This window comes from Caballeronia sp. DA-9 (assembly GCF_051615025.1).
GTDB lineage: Bacteria > Pseudomonadota > Gammaproteobacteria > Burkholderiales > Burkholderiaceae > Caballeronia > Caballeronia sordidicola.
The window spans coordinates 1,164,027-1,191,008 of record NZ_CP195131.1; the positions used below are offsets into that span (position 1 = coordinate 1,164,027).

The window sequence follows — 26,982 nt, forward strand, 5'->3', positions numbered from 1 at the left end:
TTAAATGTAGCCGGATGAAGGCGACGCGGAAGATCGCAACAACTGGCCGCCACCTTCTATGGGCGCGTGAACACCAGTGATGCGCAGAGCGTTCCACATCATGGCGGTGACGCTCGATATCACGGGCTTGCCGAGATCGCGTTCGAGCATGTCGATGGCGTCGACGGTCGGCATGCCCACGCCGCTCAGGAATACGATCTGCGCGTCCGCCGAATTCACTTGCCGGCCGAGGCCGTAAGCGCGTTCGCTCGATTCGTCGTAGATGTTACGCACGTTCGGCAAGCTGCCGAACGCAACTACCTTGAAGCCATATGCTTCGAGATGGGCCTTGCCTTGCAGGGTTGTCTGCGCGTTATACGGCGTGCCATATGCAACGCGCTCGATACCAAGATGCCGTAGCGCGGCAACGACACTGCCGAACGCCGTAATGAACGGAATATGCCAGCGTTGCGTGATTCTTTCGATCAGATCGGCTTCGGCTTGTACGCCGAGCGTATAGCTCGTCGCCGTATGGCCAAGCGCAATGACGCCGGGCTTGACCATCGAAAGCAATTCGACGTTCTCGTCGAGGTGCGCGATCTGAGTGCGATTCCGATCGTCCTGCCCGTCATGTGAGCCGGTTTCGCCATGCGCGACCATCCGCGTGAAATGCGCGGATACGCCATGCGGCGTCAGTTGCATCACCTCGGGTTCGAGCGTCGGATTGCCTGGCGGCACAAGAATGCCCAAGCGGGCACGCCATCCCATCATGATGTCCTCCGTTTAACATGTGCAGCAGTGGGCGACAGGGCGGCATGCACGTCATGCCAATGCGGCGTCAGCGCGCAATAGCCGCGTGAGCTCGCGGATATCGCACAGTTGGTCGAGGCCGAGGACCAGATCGACGACTTGCGGCGTACGTTTGCCAAGCCATGGGCCTGCTACGCGTTCGAACTTCGCGCGCGATTTGTCCAGCGTCGGTAACAGCGAATCCATCTCGACCGCGCTTCTGGTGAACGTCGTGCCGCAATGGACGATGTCGACCCGTATGCTATCGGCGTCGGGCCCGATGTCGACGAGTTCGATGCGCTCGGCGAGCGCAAGCACTTCTTCGTCGTGGATATCGTAGTAAAACGCGTATTCGCCAACCGGGCGTCCGAGCAGCGCCGCCGCGGTCGTGAAGCGCGCGCTGATGCGTGCCTGAAGATGTGTCGAAAAAGGCGCTACGTTGCGAAAGCCGGGGTTCGTGAAGGTTGCGCGTGGCGCGTGAATCACGACACGTTCGACCGCGGCGGCCCTGATTGCGTGTTCGTCGACTAGCGCAAGCACGAGTTCGACAGGCGTCTGGACGAAGATGCAGACCGGCCGCTCCTTGTAGACTGATTGCTCGATTAGAAATGGCGCGCCAAGATCGCGCACCGCCTCGGCGGCAGCATCCGTATTGCCTGCGAATGCGTTGAAAAAGCCCGCGTTGCCTTCGAACACGCGTGGCGCCGCGGTGGCCCCGCACTGCGCAAGGCGGGCCGCCGATACACCGCTGCGGCACGCCCAGCCGACATTGAGCTTGACGTCCATCGTGCCCGACACGAAACCTTCGCCGAAACCGGATGCGAACATGGCGGCAAGACCCAGGGCGCTGGCGAGTTCATCGGCGTTCGAGCCTTGCAGCTTCCCCGCCGCCGCCGCCGCGCCAATTGCGCCGGCAACGCCGGTGGCCCTGAATTTCGGCAGCATCGTGGGACCGCCGCGATAGGCACGTCCGACAAGGTCATAGCCGAGCACGACTGCGGCGAGCACGTCACGTCCGGAGCTGCCCCGCTCTTCGGCGATCGCGAGCGCGGCTGGAATCGTCACGGCGCCGGGATGCGACTTGTCGAGAAAGTCGTCGTGGGTCGTGCCGTTGATCAACGTCGCGTTCACAAACGCGGCGTCGATAGCGGCCACGCGTTGCGTATGTCCATAGATACTCGCGACGCCCTGGCTGCCCGCGACGAACTTCAACGCGGTCGCCGGCACGGGCAGTTCGCGCGACGCCAGCGCGGTGCCGAGCGAATCCAGCATGCGCGATTTGGCCTGTTCGACGACATGCGCGGGAAGGGCTTCGTAAGAATTCGCATGGATGAAGTGGCCAAGCCGCTGCGCGATCGTCGGGTCGTTCATTTCGTGCCTTTGATTCATTGGGATTCGAGCTTCGCTCATTCTGTGAAGCCGTACAGGCGCAGCGGATTGTCCACCAGCAATTTCTGCAACTGGCCGGCATCGCCAATACGCGGCAGCAGCTCGACCAGCTTCGAATCGTCGATGACATCGTGGCGGGGCTTCGGATGCGGATAGTCGGTGCCCCATATCACGCGCTCGGGCGCGGCCTCGAGCAGCGCCCGGGCGAACGGCACGGCGTCGTCAAAGGTGCCGCCTTGCGCCGATACGCGGTCGGCGCCCGACAACTTTACCCAGCAATTGTCCCGCCGCGCGAGCTCCAGAAGCTGTGCGAACGGCGGCTGCGCGAGGCCCTGCGCCGCATCGACCCGCCCCATGTGATCGATGACGAACGGCACCGGCAAGGCGGCGAAAACCGGCACCAGTTCAATCAGATCGGCGGCATCGACGTGCAGTAGAACGTGCCAGCCATAGGGCGAAATCCGCTCGACCGTGCGCCGGAAACTCGCCAGGTCGGGACGCGACGCAAGATGGCTGACAAAGCCAAAGCGCACGCCGCGAATCCCGCCTTCGTGCAGCCGCTGCAGTTCGGCCTCGGGGATGTCTGGATCGATCAGCGCGATGCCGCGCCGCGCGTGCGGCCGGTCGGCAATCGCATCGAGAATCACGCGGTTGTCGGTGCGATACACAATGCCCTGCACCACCACGGTTCGCTCGATGCCCAGGCGCTGATGCAGCGCGCTCAACATGTGCTTGTCGCGTTCAGGCGGCGTATAGGGCCGCGATTCGGCGTAGGGAAAGCGCGCGAGCGAACCCCAGATGTGGCAGTGCGTATCGCACGCGCCGCGAGGCATGCGAAAGGAAAGGCGAGTCGAGGCGTGATCCATGGGCGTAGCTCAGGCTTGCTCAGGTTAGACGCGGTAGCGTGCGACCGCGGCAGGGTCGAATGGGAATCCCCAGCCAGGAAGATCGGAAAGCGGCACACAGCCGTTGCCATCCAGCTCGATGCGGTTCGTATAGAGACCGGAGAACCAGGGCATGTATTCGAGCACCTCGGCATTGGGCAACGCACCTGCGAGCGCGAGGCTCCACTCGCTGAAAAGATGCAGCGAGACCGGCACGTCGGCGAGTTCGGCGCAGTGCGCGACCTTGAGCAGCTCGGTCGGACCGCCCATGCGTTGCAGATCCGGCATCAGGATGTCGGCCGAGCGCAGACGCAGCATGTCCAGCATGCCGGCGCGCGTATATTCGCTCTCGCCGCTGGCCACCGGCGTGTCGAGCGCGGCGGCCACCGCGGCTTCGCCGTGGTGATCGTGATATGTAACCGGCTCTTCTATCCACGCCAGATTGAATTCTTCCAGCGTGCGGCCGCGGCGGATCGCTTCGGCCACGCTGAACTGCTGGTTGCAGTCCGCCATCAGGCGCGCGTTCGGGCCGATCGCTTCGCGCACGGCGGCGACGCGCGCACGGTCGTCGGCGGCGAGCGGCTTGCCCAGCGACATCTTCATCGCGCGAAAGCCCTGCTCAACGAAGCTCGCCGCTTCGCGCTGCAATTCGTCGATCGACAGCGACAGACGCAACCCGCCGCTGCGATAAGCCGGCATGGCGTCGCGGCAGCGTCCGAGCAGGCGGCTGATGTTCATGCCGGCTTCCTTGCCGCGCAGATCCCACAACGCCATGTCGAGCGCCGACAAACCGACTACCGTCAAGCCGCGTTGCCCGAGAAAAGCGACGTCGCCCATGGCGGCACGCCAGAACGCGCCGCTCATCGACGGTTCGATGCCGAGCACGAGCGGCTCGAGGCTGCGGATCATCGATTCGACCAGCGCGAGACGCTTGCCGTTGAGCGTGAATGCCATGCCTTCCCCGATCAGCCCCGCGTCGGATTCGAGGAAGACCAGCACGCAGTCGGCCGATTGGATGGTCATGCGCGCGCTGGGAATAGGCGTCGGCAGTGGCAGCCGGACGACTTCAGTAACGAGGCGAGTGATTTTCATTACAAACTGACTCCAGGTCGGGGGTTCTGTGCGGGGCGCGCCCGGCCGGCATCAGAACCGATGGCGTATGCCGACGCGAGCAGCCAGCTGGCTGCTCGCTCCAACGCCGGAATTCGCAGTAAAGGTAGTGGCCGCGCCGATTTCCGCCTGCACCGGTACGACCTTGCCGTTGATCGTATTGGTGCCGGTAGCCTTCTGATATACCACTAGCGCGTACACGTCGGTACGTTTCGACAATGCATAATCCAGGCCGCTATTGATCTGGTTCCAGTGACCATTGAAGCCGCCTGTCAGCGACGAATATGAGTCGCCGAGCGCGAAGCTCAAGGCGGGCGTGAATGAATAGCTTCCGCCGATTTCATAGCTCGTCAGTACCGAAGAACGGCCGGTCAGCGGAATCAGGTGCGTGTCGGTCCAGTTGCCGAACGCGAGCAAGGGACCGAACACGTAGCGCAAGCCGAAGCCGAGCGTCCACAAATCCTTGTTGGCCTGCGTGTTGACGTTCGCGATCGTGGTCGTGAAGGCAGGCGTGGCGGCGTTGGGGTTGCCGATATTGGTGTAGGCGCCCGACAGGCCGAGCTTGCCGTAGTCGTAGTTGAAGCCGAAACTATACGTGCGCGACGAACCGGCGTTGACCGGATTGGCCGTCGGGGCGGAACCCGCGAACGCGCCAGCCTGATTTGAAAAACCATATAACGCGCCGAACTTGAGGCCATGCAGATCGGCGCTCGAAAACTTGATAGTGTTGTTCAGTTGCGTGGCTGTTTCCTGGTCGAGCGCATTCGGATGGAATGCGAAATTGCCGACTACCGTTGCACCGCCCATCGAATAATACGTGCCGAGATATTCCGTCGAAAATGCGTACTGGCGCCCGAACGTCAACGAGCCGATACCGTCTTTCGACAGGCCGACAAAAGCCTGGCGGCCGAATTCGGCGCCGCCCTGCGCGAACGTTCCGTTGCCGGTGTTAAAGCCGTTCTCGAGGGTGAACACCGCATGCAAGCCATTGCCTAGATCTTCCGTTCCCCTCATGCCCCAACGGCTCGCCTGCGCGACGCCATTGCCATACTCGAGCAGGCTCGAGTGGCCTGTCGAAGTCGCGGCGTTGTTCACGTAGGTAATACCCGCGTCGAGAATCCCGTAGATCGTGACAGTACTCTGCGCGTGAGCGGACAAGCAGCCGAACGACATAAGGCCGGCGGCCACGAGGGTTTTTCTTCCGGTTGACATAGTGATTCGGTCTCCAAGCGTTAATTGAATTTGTGTAATTGCTCAATCGTGCTGCGTTGCCAGCGGATGCGGTGCGTTCAAGCGATCGGCAGCGGCGTGCCGAGACCCTGCGCGCGCGCCAGTTCGACGACCTTCGAAGCGGTATAGATGTCCTGCAACGCCATTCCATGCGACTCGAACAAGATGATCTGCGCGTCGTCGCGCCGTCCCGGACGCACGCCGGCCACCACCTGCCCGAGATCGGTGATGCTTTCCCAATGCACGATGCCGGCTTCATAGGCAGGCAGGAGGTCGCCGCATTCGCGCTCGGCGACTTCGCGTGAGTCGACCACGATCAGGTCGGCGCGCGCCACGGTCTCAAGATCGACCTCGCGGCGATCTAGGCTGTTCGAACCGGCAGCGGTCACGAGCTGACCGGTTTCAAGCCACGCTCCGTCGAAGAGCGGCTCGCTGGAACGCGTCATCAATGCAATCACGTCGGCGCCATACACCGCGTCCTCCCGCGAAGCTGCCGGCCGCACATCCAGTTGAAGACGCTCGCGCTGCTCGCGGCAAAAAGCCTCGACACGTTCGCCGTCGCGACCGAACACGCGCACTTCACGCAAGCAGCACGCAAGGCTGATCGCCTCGAGTTGCGTAACGGCGTGGCGCCCGTAACCGAACAGGCCGAGCACGCCAGCCTCACTGCGCGCAAGGTGCCGTGCCGCTACGCCGGTTGTGGCGCCCGTGCGCATTTGCCCGAGCCAGTCAGCTTCGACAATTGACTGAAGCTCGCCGCTGCTGCGGCTGATTAGATGAATCAGCGATACGCGGCCCGCGCCGGGCTTGATGTAGTACGCCTTATAGCCAACCAGGTCGAGTTCGGGTGCGGCCGCCTGCATGATATGCAGATGCGCACCGGGCAGCCGCGCGCGTTCGCGCGGCACATCGAACGCCACGCCACGGCCACGGGCCGCGAAGGCCTGCTCGACTTCTTGCAGCGCGACTTGCATCGTCAGCACATGGCGGACGTCAGTTTCGGAAAAATAAAGAGCCATGATGCTTCGCGAAATTCCAGTCAGTGTCTGTCGGTGGCTTGAAGAACGTGAGCCGCGTGCGTTACATCGGCTGAACGCCGGCCGCGCCCAACACCTTGTGCCACTTGATGATTTCGTCGTGGATCAGCGTCGCGACCGCGCTGCCGGGCAGCCCGCGCGCATAGATGCCCTGGTCGGCCAGTTGCTTGACAACGGCGGGGTCCTTGGCTGCGGCGGTGAAGGCGGCCTGCAGCTTTTGCGTGACGTCGGGCGGGAGGTTCGCAGGTCCGAGCACCGCCATCCAGATCGATGAATCGAAACCCGGGAAGCCCGATTCGGCGATGGTCGGCACGCCCGGTAGCGCGGCCACGTGTTCCTTGCCGGTAACGGCCAGCGCCTTGAGTTGGTGGCTCCTGATCAGGTCGCTGACTGTGGCGTAGGCTTCGACCTTCACGTCGACGCGGCCAGCCAGCAGATCGATCCGCGACGGAGCGGCGCCCGCATAGGGGACGTGAACCATTTTCAGGTTCGCATCGCTCGCCAGCATCGCCATGGTCAGATGCGGCCATGTGCCAATGCCCGCGGACGCATATTTGACCTTGCCGGGATTCGCCTTGGCGTATGCGAGAAATTCAGCGAACGTGTTGTAGGGCGTTTTTGTCGACGCCAGCAGCACGCCCGGATGATCCGCGAGAAGCGCGATCGGCGTGAAGCCTTTCTCGGAATCGTAGGGCAGCCGCTTCATCAACGATGGGTTGGATGCGTGCGAAGTCTGCGCGAACAGCAGCGTATAGCCGTCGGGTTTCGCATTCGCGACGAAGCTGGTCGCCACCACGCCGCCCGCGCCGGGCCGATTGTCGACCACGATCGCCTGATGCAGCAACGTCGACGCCTTCTGCGCGACGGCCCGCGCCACGAGGTCGCTGGATCCGCCAGGGGAGAATGGCAGGATCAGCCGGATCGGATATTCGGGATAGGCCGCGTGAGCCGCCGGGCTGAGGACGCTGGCGAGCGCCAGCAGGGTTGCAGGTATCAGGTGCTTGAGTCTCAATTTGGTCTCCGAAATAGTTATAGTGAACCGCCATCGTGCTGATCTCTCGTTTGGAGAGCGCCTTTGCACGTAAATCTATCCGATCGCCACACCCTGTGTGTTGACGAACAACGAATACAGCGAACGGCTCGCCGCCATGAACAAGCGGTTGCGCTGTGGACCGCCAAAGCACAGATTGGCGCAGCGCTCCGGCAACGCGATATGACCGATGGGCTCGCCTTGTGGCGACAGGATTCGCACGCCATCCAGCTCCGCGCGGCCCATGCCCCAGCCACACCACAAGTTGCCGTCGATATCGACGCGCAATCCATCCGGCGTGCCGGGACCGGCGTCCATCAGCACCCGGCTTTTCACGAGCTGCGTGCCGCCTTCCACGTCGAACGCCCGGATACGGCGCGGATTGGTGCGCGACTCGATCACGTAGAGGATGGACTCGTCGGGCGAAAAAGCCAGGCCGTTCGGCCCTTCGATATCGTCTGCCACCACCCTCAGCTCGCCCGCGTGCGGATCGAGCCGATAGACGTTCGCGGGCAGTTCCTGCTGGCCGACCCGGCCTGTGTAGTTGTTGAGCAAGCCGAACGGCGGATCTGTGAACCAGATCGAGTCGTCGGATTTGACGATCACGTCGTTGGGCGAATTGAGACGCTTGCCTTGATACCGGTCCGCGAGCACCGTGATCGAGCCGTCGTACTCGGTTCTCGATATGCGCCTGCCGCCATGTTCGGCCGTTATGAGCCGTCCCTGCCGGTCACGCGTGTTCCCGTTCGCAAGCAGGTTCGAGCCAGAGCGAAACACGCTTACCGCGCCGGTTTCCTCGGTCCAGCGCATGATGCGGTCGTTGGGGATATCGCTCCATAGGAGATACCGTCCGTCGCCGAACCAGACCGGGCCTTCACCCCATCGGCATCCGTCGGCAAGCCGCTCCACCGCCGCGAACGGATTAACGTAGCGGGCAAAGCGCGGATCGAGCACGCGGACGGCTTCGTCCGGATAGCGCGGTAATTCCCCCTGCATAGAGTTTCCTCGTCAGTGTGTGAGTCAGGCCACGCGATATCGCGCGATCACGTCGGGATCGGGGTCCCGGCCAAGACCAGGCGCCTGTGGAATGGTGATGCGGCCGTCGCGGATTGCAATCGCGTCGCCAAGCGGACTCGCGCCGAGATCCGCGAACGAATATTCGATCATGGTTTCGGCTTCGAAAGTCGATGCGATATGCAAACTCGCAAGTAGCCCGGGACCGAAATACGGGCAGTGCGGCACGAGCGGCACGCCATAGCGCGCAGCAATGCCGGCGATCTTCATGAATTCGCTGATACCGCCGATCTTCGTGACGCTCGGCTGCGCGATGTCGACCGCGCCCGCTTCGAACATCTGCTTGAAATGGGTCGCGCTCATCACGTTCTCGCCCGCCGAAATGGCGAGGCCACAGCGTTGCCGCACTTGTGCGAGCGCCGCAAAATCTTCCGGAGGCCAGACAGGCTCTTCGAACCACGTCAGATCGAAACGCGCGAGCTGCTGCGCAATCCCGACCGCCTCGTCGACATTCCACGGGCAATTTACATCCAGCATCAAACCCACTTGTGGACCCAGCGCCTCGCGTGCCATCTTGACGTGCTCGACACCGGTCTCGTGCAGTTTGATCGCAGCAAAGCCGCGTTCATGCGCCGCCGCCGCGTTATGCGCTGCGAGCGCCGGGTCGGTGTAGCGCATCAGGCTGGCATAGACCGGCAGATCACGATGCCGCGCGCCACCCAGCAATGCAGAGACGGGTTTGCCCGCAGCCTTGCCGGCAAGATCCCACAGCGCGATGTCGAGGCCCGACAGCGCGAACGTGACCGCGCCAGTGCGTCCGAGCAAATGCAAAGGCCGTTGCAATTGCAGGTTGAGCTCGGCGATACCGGTTTCATCGCGGCCAATCGCGAGCGGCGCGACGAGATGCTCGAGCGCAGCGCGGGTGGCCGGCCACACTGCATAGCCAAATGCCTCGCCCCAGCCGACCTGGCCTTCTTCCGTCTCGACGCGCACGAGCAGGATTTCCATCTGCCGCGGATGTCCGGCGAAAAGCGGCTTCGGCCCGAACATCTCGTAAGGCAGACTTAACGGAATGGCTTCGATCGAACGGATCGTCATGACGCTTATGGCCTCCTTCCTGGTCTTGCGCACCGTGCGGCCCTACGCCGAGCGGCTGCGTCGAGTTCATTCATCTTGCGGCGCGACGTAGCAAAGCCCCTTCGCGGCAAGCGTTTCCCGCATGCCGTAGTAGTCGAGTCCGAGCACGCCGGAGGCGAGCACAGCGCGCGTCCTGGCTTCTTTCTCGAGCCGCTGTGTCGAGGCATGCACGACCTTGTCGACGTCGCCGAACGGCACGACCACAATGCCGTCGTCATCGGCGACGATGACGTCGCCCGGACGGACCGCCTGGCCGGCGCATACCACCGGGACATTGACCGAGCCAAGCGTTGCCTTCACCGTGCCTTGCGCGGACACGGCCTTCGACCACACAGGGAAATTCATGTCCTTGAGCGCCTTGACGTCGCGGCAACCGGCATCGATCACGAGGCCGAGCACACCTCGCGCCGCCATCGACGTAGCCAGCAGTTCGCCGAAATAGCCGTTGTCGCAAGGCGAGGTGACGGCGGCGACGACGATGTCGCCCGGCTGGCATTGCTCCACGGCAACATGCAGCATCCAGTTGTCACCGGGAACCAGCAACACTGTGACAGCTGAGCCGGCTATCGCCGCGCCTTGCCAGACTGGGCGAATGCCCGCTCCCATCAGGCCAAGCCGACCCTGGGCTTCATGGGCTGTCGCCGCGCCGGCCTGCGCGAGGGCGGCGATGGCCTGCGCGTCGGCGCGCCGTTTGTTGGGCACCACGATTCCGAGCGTCATGCGAGCGACTCCACTACGTTAGGGGTGAGCTGCATGTAAGCCTCCGCATATTCGATGTTGCGCGCGGCCGTAATGCCGATGTTGCGCTTGGCCTGCACGCCGCGTTGCAGTGCGACACGTGTGTAGTAATGCCAAAGATGTTCCTGGCCCGCCATCGCTTCGATGGCGCCGCGTTTCCGATCCCACACATCCGTGATGTCGAGAAAGGTATTGGGTGACCAGTTGCATTGTTCTGTCTGGTGCGGTTCGAATGCATAGACGGGCGGTGCGCCAAGAATCTGCTGTCCCGGCTTATAGCCCTCGGCCTGCGCAATGATGCGCGCCTCGCGCGTTACGCTCATTGCCAGCGGATGGTCGGCGTTGTATGGGTCTTCGGCTGAATGGCTCAGCACGAACGAAGGCAGCAGATCGCGATACACGTCGACCAGCCGCATCAAGGCTTCGTCGGAGACGCGAAGCGGATAATCGCCGAGATCGAAGAATTCGATCTCGGCTCCGAGAATCGCGGCTGCCTCGAGCGCCTCGTCGCGGCGCGCGGCCTTGACGCTTTCGATCGTCTGGCCGCCTTTGCGCCACAGTTTCGCTGATTCGCCGCGCTCTCCGAACGAGAGGCAAACGACCATCATGCGATAGCCCTGGCTGGCGTGCAACGCGATCGCGCCACCGGCTCGCCAGACGAAATCGGCCGAGTGCGCGCTGACGACCAGACCGGTCTTGCGGTGTGTCGAAGTCGGAGAGAGAGTGGACATGAATAAACGGATGAGTGAAGGAACGCGTCCCCGTCAGTCCGCATCGAACCGGTATCTGCCAGGTCTGCAACGATGCGAGATTGTTGCGCCTGACCGCCGCCGTGGCTAATACCGATCGTCGGCAGATCGATACGTTATGCTTATAGCCCGGCCCGGGAAAAACCCTTAGGCCTGCGCCGAGGCTCGGGGCGGGTTGATCGCAGCCAGGTGCGCACTGCGTCATTCCGCCGATACGGCTCGCAGTGCGTCGAGCAACGCCAGCATGCCGGGTGACGGTTCGGTATTACGCAGCCGCGCGATACCGATCGTGCGACGCGCGAATTTCACTTCCACTGGCAGGATGACGAGGATGCCCTGCCGCAACTCGTGCTGGATCTGACGATGCGAAACCAGCGCGAGCCGATCGCTCGAAAGCAGGAGCGTGCGCACAATCGAAGGACTGTTTGCTTCGAGTTGCGTGTTGGGCGGCTCGACCGATTCAGCGCGAAACGCGCCGTCGAACAATACGCGTGATGGCGTGCCCGCGAGCGGCACGACCCATTCGTGTTCACGCAGTCGATTCAGGCTGCCGATGTTCTGTTGCCGCAGCAACGGATGCTGCGCACGGACCACCACGCTCAGCGTGTCGTCGAACAACGGCTCGTGGATCGAATAGGGTTCGCTCTCGTCTGAGCGCAACGCGCCGACGATCAGATTGACGTCGGCACAACGCAGGCCGTGGCCCAGCGTTTCGTAGGTGCCATCGACGATCCGTATGTTGAGCCCCGGATGGTTGCGCAACGTGCGTTCGGTCGCGAGCGGCACGAGATGTCCGCTCGAGAGCGGCAACGCGCCCACCACCAGCAGTCCGGCCAGTTCTCCCCGCAACGACACCAGTTCTTCGTCAGCGACGCGGATTTCGCTGAGCGCGAGCTTTACGTGCATCAGCAGCAGCTCGCCGGGCTCGGTGAGCTGCGTGCCGCGGCCGGAGCGCATGAAGAGCGGCACGCCGGCCAGATGTTCGAGCAGATGAAGATTGCGATTGAGTGCCGGCTGGGTCACGCCAACCGCGGCCGCCGCGGCCTTTTCGCTACCGGAGCGCGCGACCGCGACGAGTGCCGTCAGCATGGCTTCGGTGACGGTTTCCGACAGCCGCTCCGTCGGCGGCACGCGGTGTCGCCCAGGGACCGCGCGACGCAGAATGTCGCTGCCCGCCGCACGCAACGCCTCGAGCGCACGCTCGACACGCCGGTACGCGCAGTCGCCGGCCGCCGTGAGACGCATCCCCTTGGTCGTGCGCTCGAACAACAGCGTGCCAAGCGACATTTCGAGCTGCCGCACCGCGCGCGTCACCGAAGGTTGCGACAGATGCAATGCTTCGCTGGCGCGATGTACGTTGCCGTGCCGCGCGACGGCAGCAAAAGCGCGCAACTTATGCATTTGCGCAAGCCGGGGCAGATAGTCCGGAAGTTCAGGCATAACCTTTTAGATTCATTTCCACCCCCTGTCCGCTGATCCATGGATGCAGCCGCGCGGCCGGGGCTCAACAGAATAGTGTGGAACTTATCACGCAAGGAGTACCCGGAATATTCGGAATCACGCGGATATTCTCGCCGCATGCGATATCCATCGCTCGCACTTTCGTCTCCGGGAAATCATCTATATCAGAAAAACGTATCGCTTTCGGTATGAATATGATTGGCGCTCAACTCCCGAGGGATCGAAGATGCGACAACGGAAAACGACTGAACAGGCATGCACCGTGCAAGAGCGCGGCGCGCATTGACCCTCGGCAGTTGTTTATGCAATTGACAATAAGGAGACACAAGTGGACAGAAATCTGGAATGGGCGACCGACGTCGAGAAAAAGCTGATTCGGCGTGCCGCCTTGCGCATCATGCCGTTCCTGATTCTTTGCTACTTCGTTTCATTCATCGACCGAGTCAACATCGGCTTCGCGTCGTTCCAGATGGAAAGCGATATCCACATCTCGCCAGCCATTCTTGGACTCGGCGGGGGATTGTATTTTGTGTCGTACGTGCTGTTTGAAGTACCGTCGAATATCCTGATTCTGAAGCAGGGTGTGCGGCGCTTTTTCACGCGCATCATGATCACCTGGGGCATCGTCTCCACCTGCATGGCGCTCGTGCAAGGACCGTGGTCGTTCTCCGTGATGCGCTTCGTGCTCGGCGCAGCCGAGGCGGGACTCTTTCCCGGCGTTATCCTGTACCTCACATACTGGTTTCCGAAGTCGCACCGCGCAACTTACGTCGGCTGGTTCGCACTCGCAATTCCATTGTCGAGCTTCTTCGGCTCACCGCTTTCCGCCGCGCTGCTGCACTTGAACGGCGTGCTCGGGCTGGCCGGGTGGCAATGGCTGTTCATCGCAGAAGGACTGCCGGCGGTGGTGCTCGGAGTCGTCTGCATGTTCTACATCGATAACCGCCCGGAAGACGCACGCTGGTTGACGCCTGCCGAACGCGAGATCTATCGCAACATGCTGGCACGCGATCGCGCTCCGGACGAAGCCAGCACGGGCCACGCGGTGCCGCTCTGGCGCGTGCTGTGCAATCCGCGCGTGCTGGGCCTCGCGGTCGTGCTCGCGGCTTCGTCGGCCACCTCGAATACATTCGCCGTGTGGGCGCCGCGCTTCATCAAATCGTTTCACGTGTCGGACATGGCGGCCGGCTGGCTCAACTCCGTGCCGTTCCTCCTCGGCGCCGTCGCGGTGATTGCCGCGGGCTATCACTCGGACCGGCGTTCCGAGCGGATCTGGCACACCGCCGTGCCGTTGATCGTGGCGGCGCTCGCCACCGCGCTGATGATGGTGTCGTCCGCGTTTGTGCCGTCCTATCTGTTGCTGGGCCTCACCGTGGTCGGCATCTACGCGTCGAAGGCGCCGACGTGGGCCATCGCGACCGAATGGTTGCCCGACAACATCAAGGCGGCTGGTATTGCGCAAATCAACGCGATCAGCAGCCTGATTTCGTTCTTCCCGATTTATATCGTCGGCCTGATCCGCGAGGCGCACGGCAGCTATGCACTGGCGTTCCTGCCGATGGCCTTCATTTCAGGCGGTGGCGCGCTGCTGTTGCTGGTGATGAATTACCGGCGCCTGCGCTTCGCCGCACGCAGTTTCGTCTGACGCTTCACGCCCGGCCGCAGAGCTGCGCGAGATACACAGGAGACAGTCATGCCCTTGCAGTTGACCCAGGTCCGCCGGGACTATCTTGGCGGCACGCTAATGCTGCTGATCGGTGCGGGCGCGCTAGTGGAAGGCGCGACCTACGACGTCGGCACGCTGAACAACATGGGCCCGGGATTTTTCCCGGTCGCACTCGGCTTGCTGATGGCGCTGGTGGGACTCGGCATCGTCATTTCGGCCCGGCTGTCAGCGCGGCGCGCCGCGACCAGCACCGAATCTCCTGCCCGTCAACCCGAATGGGGTGCGTGGGCCTGCATTCTCGGCGGCATCGCGGCGTTCGTCGGCATTGGCGAGTATGGCGGGCTCGCGCCCGCGACCTTCGCACTCGTTTTCATCTCCGCGCTCGGTGATCGCACCAATGATCCTAAACGGGCTGCAATGCTCGCCCTTGCAATGGTCGTGATCAGCGCCGTGGTGTTCCGCTGGGCGCTGAAACTGCAATTCCCGTTGTTTTCCTGGGGTTAAGTCATGATTGGACAATCTCTGGTCGATCTCTGGCACGGCTTCGGCGTCGCGCTCGAACTGCACAATCTGATGTGGTCGTTCTTCGGCGTGCTCATCGGCAATCTGATAGGCGTGCTGCCTGGCATGGGACCGCTATCGGCAATCTCGATCCTGCTGCCGCTGACCTATACGATGCCGCCGGTTGCCGCCATTTTGATGCTGGCCGGCATCTTCTACGGTTCGCAATACGGCGGCGCAATCGGCGCGATTCTCCTGAACCTGCCCTGCCATCCCCCGCATGCGGTGACCTGTCTCGACGGCTATCCACTTACACAGAAGGGCAAAGGTGGCACGGCGCTCGGCATCACCATGATCTCGTCGTTCTTCGCCGCCTCGTTCGGTATTACCGTAATGGTGTTTGCGTCACCGCTGCTGGTGCGCATGGCATTCAAGTTCGGCCCGGCCGAGCTGTTCTCGATCATGCTGCTCGGACTGCTTGCGGGCGGCACGATGTCGCGAAGCTCGCCATTGAAGGGCGTCGCGATGACGCTATTCGGCCTGATGCTGGGCGTGGTGGGCACCGACGTGAACAGCGGCACGATGCGCTACACGTTCGGTGTCTATCAGCTTTCGGACGGTATCGAACTGGTGGCGCTGGCGCTTGGGCTGTTCGGCGTGGCAGAGTTCCTCGCCAACGTCAATCACATGCATGCGGTGGGCACCGGCATCAAGCTTCGAATACGCGATATGCGGCCTAGCCGCAACGAGCTTCGCCAGGCATTTTTTCCGATGCTGCGCGGCACGCTGATGGGAACGCTGTTCGGCGCGATGCCAGGTACCGGACCGACCATTACGACGTTCCTGGCTTATGCGGTGGAAAAGAAGATAGCGAGACATCCAGAGCGTTTCGGCTCAGGCGAGATCGCTGGTGTCGCAGCGCCCGAAGCCGCCTCGCACTCCAAAACCCAGGTCGACTTCATTCCGACTATGAGTCTCGGCATTCCGGGCGACCCGGTGATGGCGCTGATACTCGGCGCCCTGCTGATCCAGGGCATTCAGCCAGGACCGCAATTGATCACCGAGCATGCGGACCTGTTCTGGGGGCTGATAGCGAGCTTCTGGGTCGGTAACATTCTGCTGGTCGTGCTGAACGTGCCGCTCATCGGCATCTGGGTGAAATTCCTGAAAGTGCCTTACCGGTATCTGTTTCCGTCCGCGCTCTTTTTTATCGCGGTCGGTGTCTATAGCACCAACAACAGCCTCTTCCAGGTGGGCGAAGTGCTGGTGTTCGGCGTGATCGGCGCAATCTTTCTTACGCTCGACTTTCCGGTTGCGCCGATCCTGCTTGGCTTCGTACTCGGACCGCTCGTCGAGGAAAACTTCCGCCGCTCGCTGCTTCTGTCGGACGGCCGCCTGGGCGTGTTTTTCGAGCACCCGATCAGCGCGGTATTCATGGCTGCATCGGCCATTCTAATTTTGCTGCAGTTGTACTTTGCCGTGCATAAAAGCATGCGCAATCGCGAGCAGAGGCGTATTGACGATGGCGGACACGGTATCGCAGGAGAAGGTGGTGTGGCATTAACACAGACGCGAAAAATTCCCGTCGATCACTCGCGCACGGAGCCCAAGTAATTTAGGCGTGCGCCAGCCAATGCATGTTTGCTCTGAAACGTGTTTATCGCTATGACCCGTTGCGCTCCAGCCGCCAAGGCGCCCAGAAGCCAAGCAAATCCCGCTGGCCGATCACGTCCGCATCGTGCCCGATTGAACCCGTGCCGAATTGATGGCGGCCCCAAACGCCGGTCGGGACCGCGCACCAAACAAAGTGCATCTTCAGGCGCGACCTCCCGCACCCACCTTGCCCCAAGCGAGCGTCGCGACACGGTGTCGTATTCGAACAAACACGGCACCTCATACTGTTGGCCCGGTCCGACGACGCACTCTACGATCTGAAGATATTGACCGCTCGCGACTCGCGATACGCAAATGCGGTGACCACCAGCGCCAGCCCGACCCAAAACATCGGATACCACAGACCCGCGTAGATATTCCCCTGCGCGGCGGCAATGGCAAACGACAGCGCGGGAAGCAGCCCGCCAATCCATCCGCTCGCTACGTGAAACGGAATGGACATCGATGTGTATCGCAACTCTGTCGGGAACATCTCGACCAGGATGGCGGCAATGGGCGCGTAGGTCAGGCTCATGACGAAGACCAGGAACAACATCAGCAGCAAGACGGCGCCGAAGTGGAACTGATCGGGAGCAGCCTTTGGCGGATACCCCGCCTTCACCAGCGCCGCGGAGAGCGCCTGGCTAAAGTCGCCCGCCTTCGCCTTCAGCCCGGCGGCGTCAAGACTGGTGGCGTCGAATCCACGAATCACGTCGTCGCCTATCGTGACCGTGACCGGCTCGCCAGAGCCGCCGCCGACGACCGAATAGTTGACCGAGGCGGCGCTCAACGTTTTCTTCGCGATATCGCAGGGATTGCTGAAATTACGCACGCCTGCCGGGTCGAACATGAAAGCGCACGCACGCAGGTCGGCGTGAACCACGGCGGGATTCTTGGTCTGCGCCTGTTCGAGTGCGGGATTGGCGTAGTGCGTGATTGCGCGGAACGCGGGAAAGATGGTCACCGCGGCGAGCAGATATCCGATCAACAAAACGGGCTTGCGCCCAAAGCGGTCGGACAATGCACCACAGCCATACAGCATGGGGATTGCGGCCAGCATGGCGATGGCAACCAGCAGGTTCGACACGTTGGCATCGACTTTCAATACGCGCGTGAGAAAGAACAGCGGATAGATCACAACCACGTACCACACGACCGTCATGCCGCCGCAGATCCCGAACAGCGCCACCATGACCTTGGCCAGATTCTTCCCGCGCAACGAATCGCGCACCGGCGATTTTGACAGCACGCCTGCCGCGCGGGCCCGCTCGAATGCGGGCGATTCGTCCATCTTCCTGCGCAGCGCGAGCGACACGATCAGCAAAATGATGGATATCGAAAACGGTATGCGCCAGCCCCAGACCGCGAAGTCAGGTCCTGTGAGAATACGTGTGGCAATGGTGATGATCAGCGCGCCGAGCAAGCCGGTTGAAGCCGTCGCCTGGATCAGGGACGTATTGCGGCCTCTGCGATTCTGCGGCGAATGTTCGGCCACGTAAGTCGCCGCGCCACCAAACTCCCCGCCTACCGCAAAACCCTGCAGGATGCGCGAGAGCACGAGGATGATCGGCGCAGCCACGCCAATGGTTGCATAGCCGGGCGTAAGCGCAACGGCGCAAGTCGCCAGTCCCATCAGCATGACCGTGGTCATGAAAGTCTTCTTGCGCCCTATCATGTCGCCGAGACGCCCAAAGATCACAGCGCCGAGAGGCCGCACGACGAACCCGACCGAAAACGTCATCAACGCGAAGATGAAGGCGGTGCCCGGTTCTATACCGGTAAAGAAATTCGCCGCGATGACATCCGCGAGCGAACCATACAGCACGAAGTCGTACCACTCGAACACCGTGCCGGCCACCGCGCCGGCAATCGCCCGTTTATCCTTGCCCGATAGCCGCGCACGGCTTTCCGTAAGACTGAGGTCCATGGCTTTGTCTCCTGTTAAGTCACCTATCTCGTGCAGGCCTGGCATTGACCGTGACGCCGTGTATCTATGAAAACGACACCTCGACCGAGCCGAATGCGCCGAAATCGACGTTCATCGTGTCACCCGGCGCGACTGCCATGGGTGCCACACACGCCCCCGTAGTGACGAGCTGTCCGGGCTGCAAGCACTCGCCAACGCTGTTCAATTCATTGGCAAGCCACGTAATCGCAATGCACGGGTCGCCCAGCACATTCGCGCCACTGCCCTCGCCCGCAAGCAAGCCGTTGCGATATGCCGCGACCTTGTGCGACACGAGATCGGCGCTACGCCAACCCTCTGCAACCGCGGGACTGACGACAAGCCACAGCGCACACGCGGCATCGGCGATCAGTTGGGGCGCACCGACTCGCGCGAAGTCCTCGTAACGGGAATCAGGCACTTCGATCGCGAGGTGAAGCGTATCGACCGCATCCATGACTTCGCCTGTCTCATACGGCCGGCCTCGGGGCGGCAGCGCGGACTTCATGCGAAAGGCAAACTCCGCTTCGGCGACGTTCATCACGTTTGTTTTCATCGGCACGGTCAGTCCGCCAGCGATCACATGCTCGGATAAAAGCCGCGCAGCGATGGGTCCATCCACGCCGATATGCTCCTGTCCCGCCTTGCTTGTCGCGGCGATCTTCCACCCGGCCACGAGTCGCCCGGACAGGCGCGCGGCCTCCGCCTGAACCGCGTACGCGTCAGCGCGGCTCGCGGGCCTGCAGCTCTCGGGTAGCGCGACAAGCCGCGTGCGGTCGCGGGCATTTTTCAAAAGCGTGCTGGCGGCTTCGTGCAACTGATGCTGGTTCACGTCTGCTCCTTGATCGCATTCGCATGCGTGGTTTGATCCGTTGGTCTGGCTTCAATGCATGCCGCCCAGATACGCGGCCTGCACCGCCTTGTTGTCGCGCAAGGTGACGGCCGGTCCTTCAATCGCAACCTTGCCGTTCTCGAGCACATATCCGTAATCGCTCACCTGCAGCGCAGCCGCCGCGAACTGCTCGACGACAAGCATCGTCACGCCATCTTGCTTAAGACGCTCGATTGTCCTGAACACTTCGTCCACGAGCAGGGGGGCGAGGCCCATCGATGGTTCATCAAGCAGCACCACTTCCGGGTCGAGCATGATGGCGCGCGCCATCGCAAGCATTTGCTGCTCGCCGCCAGACAAGGTTCCCGCTTGCTGCGTCGCGCGTTTCCTCAGGATGGGAAAGAGGTCCATGGCGCGTTCGAGGTAACTTTTGATGTCGCCCTTCCTGCGCTTGCCGACGAACCGCGCGAACGCGCCCAGTTCGAGGTTATCCCTGACCGACAGAGTGGGAAACACATGGCGCCCTTCGGGACTGTGCGCGAGCCCGAGCCGTGCGACCTTGAAGGACTCGAATTGCGTGATGTCCTGCCCGTTGAGCATCACAATGCCCGCACGGGCGCGCAACATGCCGGAGATCACACGCATGGTCGTAGTCTTGCCCGCGCCATTCGAGCCGATCAGGCTGACCACGCGGCCCTTGGCGACTTCGAGCGAGACCCCATGCAGCACTTCGGTGGTGCCGTAACCTGCGTGTATGGAATCGATCCTGAGCATGATTGCGCGTCTCCTAGGCCACAGTCGGGGTAGCGATGGCCGCACCCGGCGCAACGGCCGGTGCGCCGAGATACGCTTCAATCACGCGGCGGTCGCGGGAAATATCGGCGGGCGCACCCTCGGCAATCTTCTGTCCGAAATCGAGTACCGAGACACGGTCGCAAATCGCCATGACCAGGTCCATGTGATGCTCGATCAGGATCACGGTAATGCCGTGTCCGCGAATCTTCTCGATCATCTGCCGCAGTTCCGGCAAGTCGGCGGGCCGCAGGCCAGCGGCGGGTTCATCGAGGAGCAGCAAGGACGGCGACGTACCCAGCGCCCGCGCTATCTCGAGCAGGCGCTGCTTACCGTACGGAAGGTTGCGCGCCTGCTCGGCCGCAAGATCGTGCATGCCGACAAAACCAAGCAACGCCGCGGCGCGCACACGTGCCGCCTGCTCTTCCCGGCGAAAACGAGGCGTGCGGAATATCACGTCGAGTAGATTGGCATGAAAGGTCTGGTGCAGTCCGACCAGCACGTTCTCGAGCGTGCTCATTTCCCCGAACAACTGAACGTTCTGGAACGTGCGTGCAATGCCTTTGCGTGCAATCCTTGAAGGCGTCAGCCCGTTCGAGCGTTCACCATTGAAGTCGATGTTGCCGCCGGTCGCGGCGTACACGCCGGTGAGCACGTTCATCATCGTGCTCTTGCCCGAGCCATTGGGCCCGATCAGTCCATGCACGGTGCCGCGCATCACCTTGAGAGAGATGTCGTTGAGCGCGCGCAGGCCGCCAAACTGCATCACGACGCCCGATAAGTCGAGCAGGCACTCCGCTGGCGAAGCCAGGCGCAGCGCCGCGTTTCCCCACAGCTCTTCTTGCGGCACCTCATGTGGCGGGCGGCTATCCGGGGTTGCGGTCCGCAGCGCCCTGGCCGCACTCCAGTTGCGTGTAAGCACCCTGAAGTAACCTGCCACGCCTTCGGGCAGGTAATACACCACGCCCAGAATAATCAACCCGAAGATGGTCAGGCGCTGGCTGACGATGTCGCTGACGGTGAACGCAAAGCAGACGAAAGCGGCCACCGTGACGACCGGCGCGAGAAGCGCGCGCATAGTGGCGCGTTTGCTGCGATAGACATGCACTGCAAGCACGGCAACCACGACCGCGATCACAACAGTCAGGGCGCGGAACAAGACGATATCGGACAGCAGATTCGGCAGGATCACAATGGTCGACGCACCGATCACAGTGCCCACGCGCGAGCGTTTTCCGCCCAGCGTGACGGCGAGCAGGAACAGCGTGGAGAGCTCCATGGAAAAGGTATTCGGGGCAATGTATTCCTCGGACAATCCATACAGCGAACCAGCCAGTCCGGCGAACGCGGCGCTGATCACGAACGCGATCACCTTGTAGCGGTAGACCGACACGCCCATGCAGTCCGCCGCGACCGGGCTGCCGCGCAACGCGAGGAACGCGCGGCCATAGTGAGACGACATGATCCGCGACACGACCAGCATTGCAAGTGCGGCAACGGCCAGCACCACGTAGTAGAAGTCGGTGGCGCTCACCAGATGACCGAGGACCACAGGCTTGCTGATCGCAAGACCTTGCGCGCCGTTTGTCAGGAAATCCATTTCATTGAGCAGGATCTGGACAATGGTTCCGAACGCCAGCGTCACCATCGCGAGATACGGACCGGTCAACCGCAATGCCGGCACCGCGAGGATGGCGCCGGAAAAAGCAGTTATGGCGATAACGCAGGGAATCGCTATCCAGAAGGGCAGCCCCGCTGTGGCAAGCAGGATGCCTGTGGCGTATGCACCGATGCCAAAAAGACCGGCATGCCCGAGCGACACTTCCCCGGTGTACCCAACCACGATATCCAGCCCGAAGACCACGACGCAGTAGATACCGATGATCACGAGCAAATGGGTGTAATACGGGTTCTGGCTAATTAGCGGGAATGCCGCCAGGCCGACTATCATGAGCCATGATGCAAGCTTCTTCGATTGCCCCATGTTCACACCTTTTTGATTGAAGTTCTGCCGAACAGACCGGCGGGCTTGATCGCCAGGGCAGCAAGCAGCAACAGCAGGCCAGGCACATCCTTATAGCCGCTCGATACGTAATAGCCGGTGAATGTCTCCGCGACGCCCAGAATCACGCCCCCCGCAATGATCCCCATGCCCGACGTCAGCCCGCCGATGATGGCGACAGCAAACGCCTTGAGCCCGAGCGTCGCCCCCATGTCGGCGCCGGCAACCGTCAGCGGGGCAATCAGGATGCCCGCGAAAGCCGCGCTCATGCACGAGAGTGCATAAGAAAACGTCACCACCAGACGCGTATTGATACCCATCAGGCCGGCAGCATCGGCGTCACTGGCGGTGGCGATCACCGCGCGTCCATAGATGGTCTTGCGGTTGAACACCTCGACCGCGGCCATCAGCGCGAGCGCGCCGGCGATCACAAGCAGTTCCATTGGCAGGATGCTTGCGCCCCAGACTGTGATACGCGTGTCGGGCAGCGGCGATGGAAATTTAAGATCGTCAGTACCCCAGATGTTCTCAGCCATGTTTGTCATGATGATGCCGAGCGCAATGGTCGCCATGATCCAGCCTTCGCTTTTCGCCGCGACAGCCGAGCGCACGCTGATACGTTCGGTGATCACGCCGACAATCGCGCCCATCACAAGCACGATGGGAATCATCAGCCAGTAGTTGCCGACATGCTGCAGGATCGTGAGACCCATCAATGCGCCGACGGCAAGCGCCTGCCCCTGCGCGAAATTCATGGTGCCGGAGGTGGCGAATGTAAGCTGGTAACCGAATGCGGTGACCGCATAGATCATTCCGACGGCACATCCGCTTACAATGATCTGCAAGATGACGTTCATGCCTCGTTACCTCGAAAGCAGCAAGTGGAGTGACTCGCGCGGCGGCGTCCGGAGATTCGCCGCGCGGGCAAGACGCCTGGTGTAGGACGTCGCAGGAGAAAACTGCCTGCGTGGATCAGCGCGCGGCCTGCGCTTGGCTTTCGTCTATCTTCACGACCATGCCGTTCTTGATTTGCGCCATGACCGCCACCGATGCATCCCGGATCGCGTCATGATCGGTCTTGGAAAACGGGTGGTCGTAGGTCATGATCAGGCCGTCCATCTTCTCGTGAAGGTCTTCGAGCGCATCGCGCACTTTCGGGCCATCGGTCGTGCCTGCCTGTTTCATGGCCGCTGCCATCAGATAGGTCACGTCATAACCTTGCGCCGCCCACACCGCACCCGGAATGTAGTCCGTGTGATAGACCTTCTTGTACTTCTCGACGAATTCCGTGCGTCGCGGCGACGTGTTCGCCACGAAGGTCTGCGGAAACCGTGTGCCGTCGGCATTGGCGCCCGCGAGCTGGATATAGTTCGGCATGGACAATGTCCAGCTACCGATAATCGGCGCCTTCCAGCCAAGCTTGGCCATCTCGTTCACGATCTGCGCGAGTTCAGGCCCTTCGCCGTACGTCAGGATAGCTTCCGCACCTGCCGATTTCGCGCGCAGTACTTGCGAGGTCATGTTCACGTCACCCTGATTCCACTTTTCGACATCGACCGGCGTGACGTCAAGCTTTTCAAGCGCCGCGGTCATGTCCTGCCGGCCGAGCTGACCGTAGTTCGACGAGTCCGCGAAAATGGCGACCTTCTTGTAGTGGTCTTTCACAACCGCCTCGTTGGCGATCATCGCGGACTGGATCCGGTCGACCAGCGAGACCCGGAAGATGTAACTCTTCGGATAGGCCGAGGTCATGAAGACCTTGGTCACCGACGTGCCACTCGGGCCTGGCGTGAGCAACGGAATCTGCGCGTCCTGATAGACCTTCTGGCTCGCGAGAATCACGCCGGTCGAAATGATGCCGACGCCCGCCGCTATGTGCTCCTTGTAGACCAGTTCCTGCGCGACTTGCAGTCCGCGTGCGTTATTGGCCTCGTCGTCGCGCTCGACCATCTGGAGGGGCCGCCCGAGTACGCCGCCTGCGGCGTTGATTTCATCGACAGCGAGTTTAATGCCGTTTCTCATTGAAAGGCCCATGGGCGCCGACCCACCGGTGAACGGCCCGGATACACCGATCTTGATGGGGTCGGCCGCGTGCGCCGCGACCGTCAGGCTCGCTGCGAGCGCCACAGCAAGCAAGCGCACATTTTTGGATTTAATCAGCATGATTTTGTCTCCTGTGACTGCATCAATTGCAGCGGATGGGTGAGCCTGTCTTCTCGCCGCGTTGCGCCTGGCACCTGCAATGCAATGAGTCGACAACCTCCGTCTACCCCGTTTGGCGCGCGCTCTTTGCCCCGGTCATGCAAGGGGATACCGGCGCGTCGCCGCCCTGCCCGATGTTTTCGCGAGACCCGGATTCAGGTCTCGATAAAAAATCGTTATCCTTATTAATAAATAAAGTTCGCTTACCAAAAACTGCATGAATCTCGCGTCAATGAATGTGATAACCGCCGTTGACGTCCAAGACCACCCCGGTCACATAGCCGGACAAGTCCGATGCCAGAAACAAGCAGACGTTTGCGACATCCTGCGCGGTACCGAGCCTTCCGAGCGGCGTGCTGGCGGCGACCGCCTGTTTGCCTTCGTCGGTGATTTTTCCCCGCAGCAGTTCCGTATCAATGAGTCCCGGCGCGATCGCGTTGGCGCGGATACCGTCGGGCGCGAGTTCACGCGCCATCGATTTGGCGAGCGCCTGCACCGCCCCCTTCGCCGCCGCGTAATGCGGTCCGCCAAGCACCCCGCCGCCTCGCTGTGCCGCGAGCGATCCCATGCAGACGATCGCGCCGCTCTTGCGCGTGCGAAAATGCGGCACGATGGCGCGCGACATATTGAAGGTGCCTCTCGCGCTCACGTCCATCACCAGGTTGTAATCATTCATCGTGCTGTCCATCAGCCGGTCCGGCTGGCTGATGCCCGCGTTATTCACGAGAATGTCGACCGCACCGAACATTTCGAGAATCTCCTCCACGACCTGCTCGCAACGTGCGGCATCGCGCACGTCGCAGGCAAAACCCCGGTGCTGCTTACTGATCATGGCAGCAGCCGTACCAGCCGCGTCTTCGTTCAGGTCGATCATGGCGACGCGCGCGCCATGCGCCGAGAACAGCTTCGCCGTAGCGAAGCCGATTCCTTTCATAGACGCACAGCCCGTTACGATCGCGACCTTGTCTTTCAATAACATTGCGTGTCTCCGGTAATGATGAACTGTCTGGCCCTACACCGTCAGCACCACGGAGCCCACGGTCCTGCCCGCTACAATGTCTGTATGCGCCTTCGCCGCGTCCTTCAGTGGATACGCATTGCCGACCTTCACGCGCAGCGTGCCGTTCTGGATCAAGCCGAACAGCGCGGCAGCACCCTCGCGGAAATCGGCAGCGTCCGCGGTGTACTGTGTCACGGTCGGCCGCGTAATGAAGAGCGAACCCTTGCTGCGCAGATGCATCAGCGAGACCGGTCCTGGATCTCCCGAAGGCCAGCCGAACGACGCGATCAAGCCAAAACGGCTGGCACAATCAAGCGAACCCTCGAAGGTCTCGCGGCCAATGCTTTCATACACCACCGCGACGCCTTTGCTGCCCGTTACTTCGCGCACCTTATCGACGAAGCTTTCCTGCGGGATCACGACAGCATGCAGGCAACCGAACTCGCGCAGCACGTCGGCTTTCTCCTGCGAGTTGACCGTACCGATCACGGTTGCGCCGAGATGCTTCAGCCACTGCGTGAGCATCAGGCCAACACCACCCGCTGCCGCATGAACGAGTACCGCATCACCGGGTTTGATGGTGCGCAGCCTCGTCGACAGGTACCACGCGGTCAGCCCACGAAATAGCGCACCGGCAGCGAGATCGGGCGCGAGCGTTTGATCAGGCAAGCGGAAGATGCGCTCGCCTGGCACCACGCGCTCCTCGCCATAACTTCCCGCGGTGAAATACATATAAGCAACGCGATCGCCTTCTTTCACATGCGTCACATTCGCGCCGGTTTCTTCCACGATGCCGACGCCAGCAAAACCAAGCCCGGTAGGCAACGTGGCAGGCATCTCACCGGCACGGATCTGCGTATCGATGTAATCCACGCCGATCGCTTCATGACGCACACGCACGTCATCGGCGCCTACTGTCTGCGCGGGCTCCTGGACCCAGCGCATTACATCGGGGGCCCCGGTTTGCTCGACGACGAATCGTCCATATGTTCTGTTCATTCGTGCACTCCAGACGGTATGACTAACGGTTCAATGGGTTGGCAGGATTGCTTACTGAGCGGTCCATCCGCCATCTACCAGCAGCGAAGCGCCGGTGACCATCGCGGCTGCCGGCGATGCGAGATAGACTGCCGCCGCCGCGATGTCGCGTACGTCGGCCATGTGCCCCAACGGGATTTTCGACACCAGGAACTCGCGCTTTTCCGGCGTGTCGACGATGCTGCGTACCAGTGCCGTGTCAACGAAGGTCGGCCCGATGCTATTGACGCGAATGCGCTCGGGCGCAAGCTCTATCGCCATCGCTTTGGTGAGTCCTTCCACAGCGTGTTTCGTCATGCAATAGGCCGTGCGGTTGGGGGAACCTATGTGGCCCATCTGCGATGAGATATTGATGACAGCGCCGCCCCGGGCGCTGCGTCCTTCATCGCGCAACATGCGCTTCACAGCGGCTTGCGCAACCACGAAATACGCCTTCACATTCAGATTGAGGACCACGTCGAGGTGTTCGTCGCTGACATCTACAAAAGGCTCGGGAATATTGGTGCCCGCGTTGTTCACGAGGATATCGAGCGCAGGCAATGCGTCGATCAATGCGCGGATCGCGGCCGAGTCGGTGACGTCGCACACTTGCACGTGGGCCCGTCCTCCACGGCTCGTGATCTGTGCCGCGACTTCTTCGAGTTGCCCGCGCGTGCGCGCCACAAGTACGATTTCCGCTCCGGCGTCAGCAAGCGCCTGCGCGATCGCAGCGCCAATGCCCCGCCCCGCTCCCGTCACGAGCGCAACACGCTGGTCGATCCTGAACTGCTGCATGGTCGGGTTTTCGGATATTCGGGTTGTCAT

At 61.9% G+C, this 26,982-nt stretch carries 24 protein-coding genes; 3 read left to right on the forward strand and 21 right to left on the reverse strand.

What is annotated here, in order from left to right; genetic code table 11:
- The 12 genes from ACRWA7_RS05145 to ACRWA7_RS05200 all read right to left on the reverse strand — a co-directional run bounded on the left by ACRWA7_RS05145 (position 1) and on the right by ACRWA7_RS05200 (position 12,526).
- Positions 1–750, reverse strand: a complete 750-nt coding sequence (locus tag ACRWA7_RS05145) for a maleate cis-trans isomerase family protein (protein ID WP_060819498.1) — start codon at positions 748–750, stop codon at positions 1–3.
- A gap of 51 nt (positions 751–801) precedes the next feature.
- Entirely contained in the window at positions 802–2,139 is a 1,338-nt protein-coding gene (locus ACRWA7_RS05150; RefSeq protein ID WP_438390342.1) for an MmgE/PrpD family protein, read from the reverse strand.
- A gap of 35 nt (positions 2,140–2,174) precedes the next feature.
- Entirely contained in the window at positions 2,175–3,023 is an 849-nt protein-coding gene (locus tag ACRWA7_RS05155; RefSeq protein ID WP_438390343.1) for an amidohydrolase family protein, read from the reverse strand.
- A 24-nt stretch (positions 3,024–3,047) separates the two neighbouring features.
- The gene (locus ACRWA7_RS05160) at positions 3,048–4,133 is read right to left on the reverse strand and encodes a mandelate racemase/muconate lactonizing enzyme family protein (protein ID WP_438390344.1); all 1,086 of its coding nucleotides are present in this window, start codon (positions 4,131–4,133) and stop codon (positions 3,048–3,050) included.
- A gap of 51 nt (positions 4,134–4,184) precedes the next feature.
- The gene (locus tag ACRWA7_RS05165; protein WP_438390345.1) at positions 4,185–5,363 is read right to left on the reverse strand and encodes a porin; all 1,179 of its coding nucleotides are present in this window, start codon (positions 5,361–5,363) and stop codon (positions 4,185–4,187) included.
- A gap of 77 nt (positions 5,364–5,440) precedes the next feature.
- Entirely contained in the window at positions 5,441–6,400 is a 960-nt protein-coding gene (locus ACRWA7_RS05170) for an ornithine cyclodeaminase family protein (protein WP_060819487.1), read from the reverse strand.
- Positions 6,401–6,461: 61 nt separating this feature from the next.
- Entirely contained in the window at positions 6,462–7,430 is a 969-nt protein-coding gene (locus ACRWA7_RS05175; protein ID WP_438390346.1) for a Bug family tripartite tricarboxylate transporter substrate binding protein, read from the reverse strand.
- Between the two features lie 75 nt (positions 7,431–7,505).
- The gene (locus ACRWA7_RS05180; RefSeq protein ID WP_438390347.1) at positions 7,506–8,444 is read right to left on the reverse strand and encodes an SMP-30/gluconolactonase/LRE family protein; all 939 of its coding nucleotides are present in this window, start codon (positions 8,442–8,444) and stop codon (positions 7,506–7,508) included.
- A gap of 24 nt (positions 8,445–8,468) precedes the next feature.
- Positions 8,469–9,560 (reverse strand): mandelate racemase/muconate lactonizing enzyme family protein, encoded by a 1,092-nt coding sequence (locus tag ACRWA7_RS05185; RefSeq protein ID WP_438390348.1) that lies wholly within the window; start codon positions 9,558–9,560, stop codon positions 8,469–8,471.
- Between the two features lie 66 nt (positions 9,561–9,626).
- A complete protein-coding gene (locus ACRWA7_RS05190; RefSeq protein WP_060819478.1) occupies positions 9,627–10,319 on the reverse strand; it encodes a 4-carboxy-4-hydroxy-2-oxoadipate aldolase/oxaloacetate decarboxylase in 693 nt (230 codons plus the stop codon).
- Positions 10,316–11,068 carry a PIG-L deacetylase family protein gene (locus ACRWA7_RS05195; protein WP_438390349.1) on the reverse strand — a complete coding sequence of 251 codons (753 nt, stop codon included), beginning with the start codon at positions 11,066–11,068 and terminating at the stop codon, positions 10,316–10,318. The genes ACRWA7_RS05190 and ACRWA7_RS05195 overlap by 4 nt, the downstream gene beginning before the upstream one ends.
- Before the next feature lie 219 nt (positions 11,069–11,287).
- Positions 11,288–12,526, reverse strand: a complete 1,239-nt coding sequence (locus ACRWA7_RS05200; protein WP_438390350.1) for a LysR family transcriptional regulator — start codon at positions 12,524–12,526, stop codon at positions 11,288–11,290.
- Between the two features lie 349 nt (positions 12,527–12,875).
- Here ACRWA7_RS05200 and ACRWA7_RS05205 point away from each other — a divergent pair, with 349 nt between their 5' ends.
- The 3 genes from ACRWA7_RS05205 to ACRWA7_RS05215 are packed head-to-tail and all read left to right on the forward strand — an operon-like array spanning position 12,876 to position 16,328.
- Complete coding sequence (locus tag ACRWA7_RS05205) at positions 12,876–14,192, forward strand: MFS transporter (protein ID WP_438390351.1); 1,317 nt, start codon at positions 12,876–12,878, stop codon at positions 14,190–14,192.
- A 48-nt stretch (positions 14,193–14,240) separates the two neighbouring features.
- Complete coding sequence (locus tag ACRWA7_RS05210) at positions 14,241–14,717, forward strand: tripartite tricarboxylate transporter TctB family protein (RefSeq protein ID WP_060819470.1); 477 nt, start codon at positions 14,241–14,243, stop codon at positions 14,715–14,717.
- A 3-nt stretch (positions 14,718–14,720) separates the two neighbouring features.
- Positions 14,721–16,328, forward strand: coding sequence for a tripartite tricarboxylate transporter permease (locus tag ACRWA7_RS05215; RefSeq protein ID WP_082850470.1), 1,608 nt, complete (start codon positions 14,721–14,723; stop codon positions 16,326–16,328).
- 310 nt (positions 16,329–16,638) lie between these two features.
- Here ACRWA7_RS05215 and ACRWA7_RS05220 read toward each other — a convergent pair whose 3' ends face one another.
- The 9 genes from ACRWA7_RS05220 to ACRWA7_RS05260 all read right to left on the reverse strand — a co-directional run bounded on the left by ACRWA7_RS05220 (position 16,639) and on the right by ACRWA7_RS05260 (position 26,982).
- Positions 16,639–18,294: an MFS transporter gene (locus ACRWA7_RS05220; RefSeq protein WP_060819469.1), complete on the reverse strand. Its 1,656-nt coding sequence runs from the start codon at positions 18,292–18,294 to the stop codon at positions 16,639–16,641.
- A 64-nt stretch (positions 18,295–18,358) separates the two neighbouring features.
- A complete protein-coding gene (locus ACRWA7_RS05225; protein ID WP_060819467.1) occupies positions 18,359–19,144 on the reverse strand; it encodes a 2-keto-4-pentenoate hydratase in 786 nt (261 codons plus the stop codon).
- A gap of 51 nt (positions 19,145–19,195) precedes the next feature.
- On the reverse strand, positions 19,196–19,918 hold the full coding sequence (locus ACRWA7_RS05230; protein ID WP_438390352.1) for an ABC transporter ATP-binding protein: 723 nt from the start codon (positions 19,916–19,918) through the stop codon (positions 19,196–19,198).
- 13 nt (positions 19,919–19,931) lie between these two features.
- Entirely contained in the window at positions 19,932–21,920 is a 1,989-nt protein-coding gene (locus tag ACRWA7_RS05235; RefSeq protein ID WP_438390353.1) for a branched-chain amino acid ABC transporter ATP-binding protein/permease, read from the reverse strand.
- Between the two features lie 2 nt (positions 21,921–21,922).
- The gene (locus ACRWA7_RS05240) at positions 21,923–22,795 is read right to left on the reverse strand and encodes a branched-chain amino acid ABC transporter permease (protein WP_060819461.1); all 873 of its coding nucleotides are present in this window, start codon (positions 22,793–22,795) and stop codon (positions 21,923–21,925) included.
- Positions 22,796–22,910: 115 nt separating this feature from the next.
- A complete protein-coding gene (locus ACRWA7_RS05245; RefSeq protein WP_438390354.1) occupies positions 22,911–24,101 on the reverse strand; it encodes an ABC transporter substrate-binding protein in 1,191 nt (396 codons plus the stop codon).
- A 268-nt stretch (positions 24,102–24,369) separates the two neighbouring features.
- Positions 24,370–25,119 (reverse strand): SDR family NAD(P)-dependent oxidoreductase, encoded by a 750-nt coding sequence (locus ACRWA7_RS05250; RefSeq protein WP_438390355.1) that lies wholly within the window; start codon positions 25,117–25,119, stop codon positions 24,370–24,372.
- 33 nt (positions 25,120–25,152) lie between these two features.
- Positions 25,153–26,139, reverse strand: a complete 987-nt coding sequence (locus ACRWA7_RS05255) for a quinone oxidoreductase family protein (RefSeq protein WP_438390356.1) — start codon at positions 26,137–26,139, stop codon at positions 25,153–25,155.
- A 51-nt stretch (positions 26,140–26,190) separates the two neighbouring features.
- Positions 26,191–26,982 carry an SDR family NAD(P)-dependent oxidoreductase gene (locus ACRWA7_RS05260; protein ID WP_063493210.1) on the reverse strand — a complete coding sequence of 264 codons (792 nt, stop codon included), beginning with the start codon at positions 26,980–26,982 and terminating at the stop codon, positions 26,191–26,193.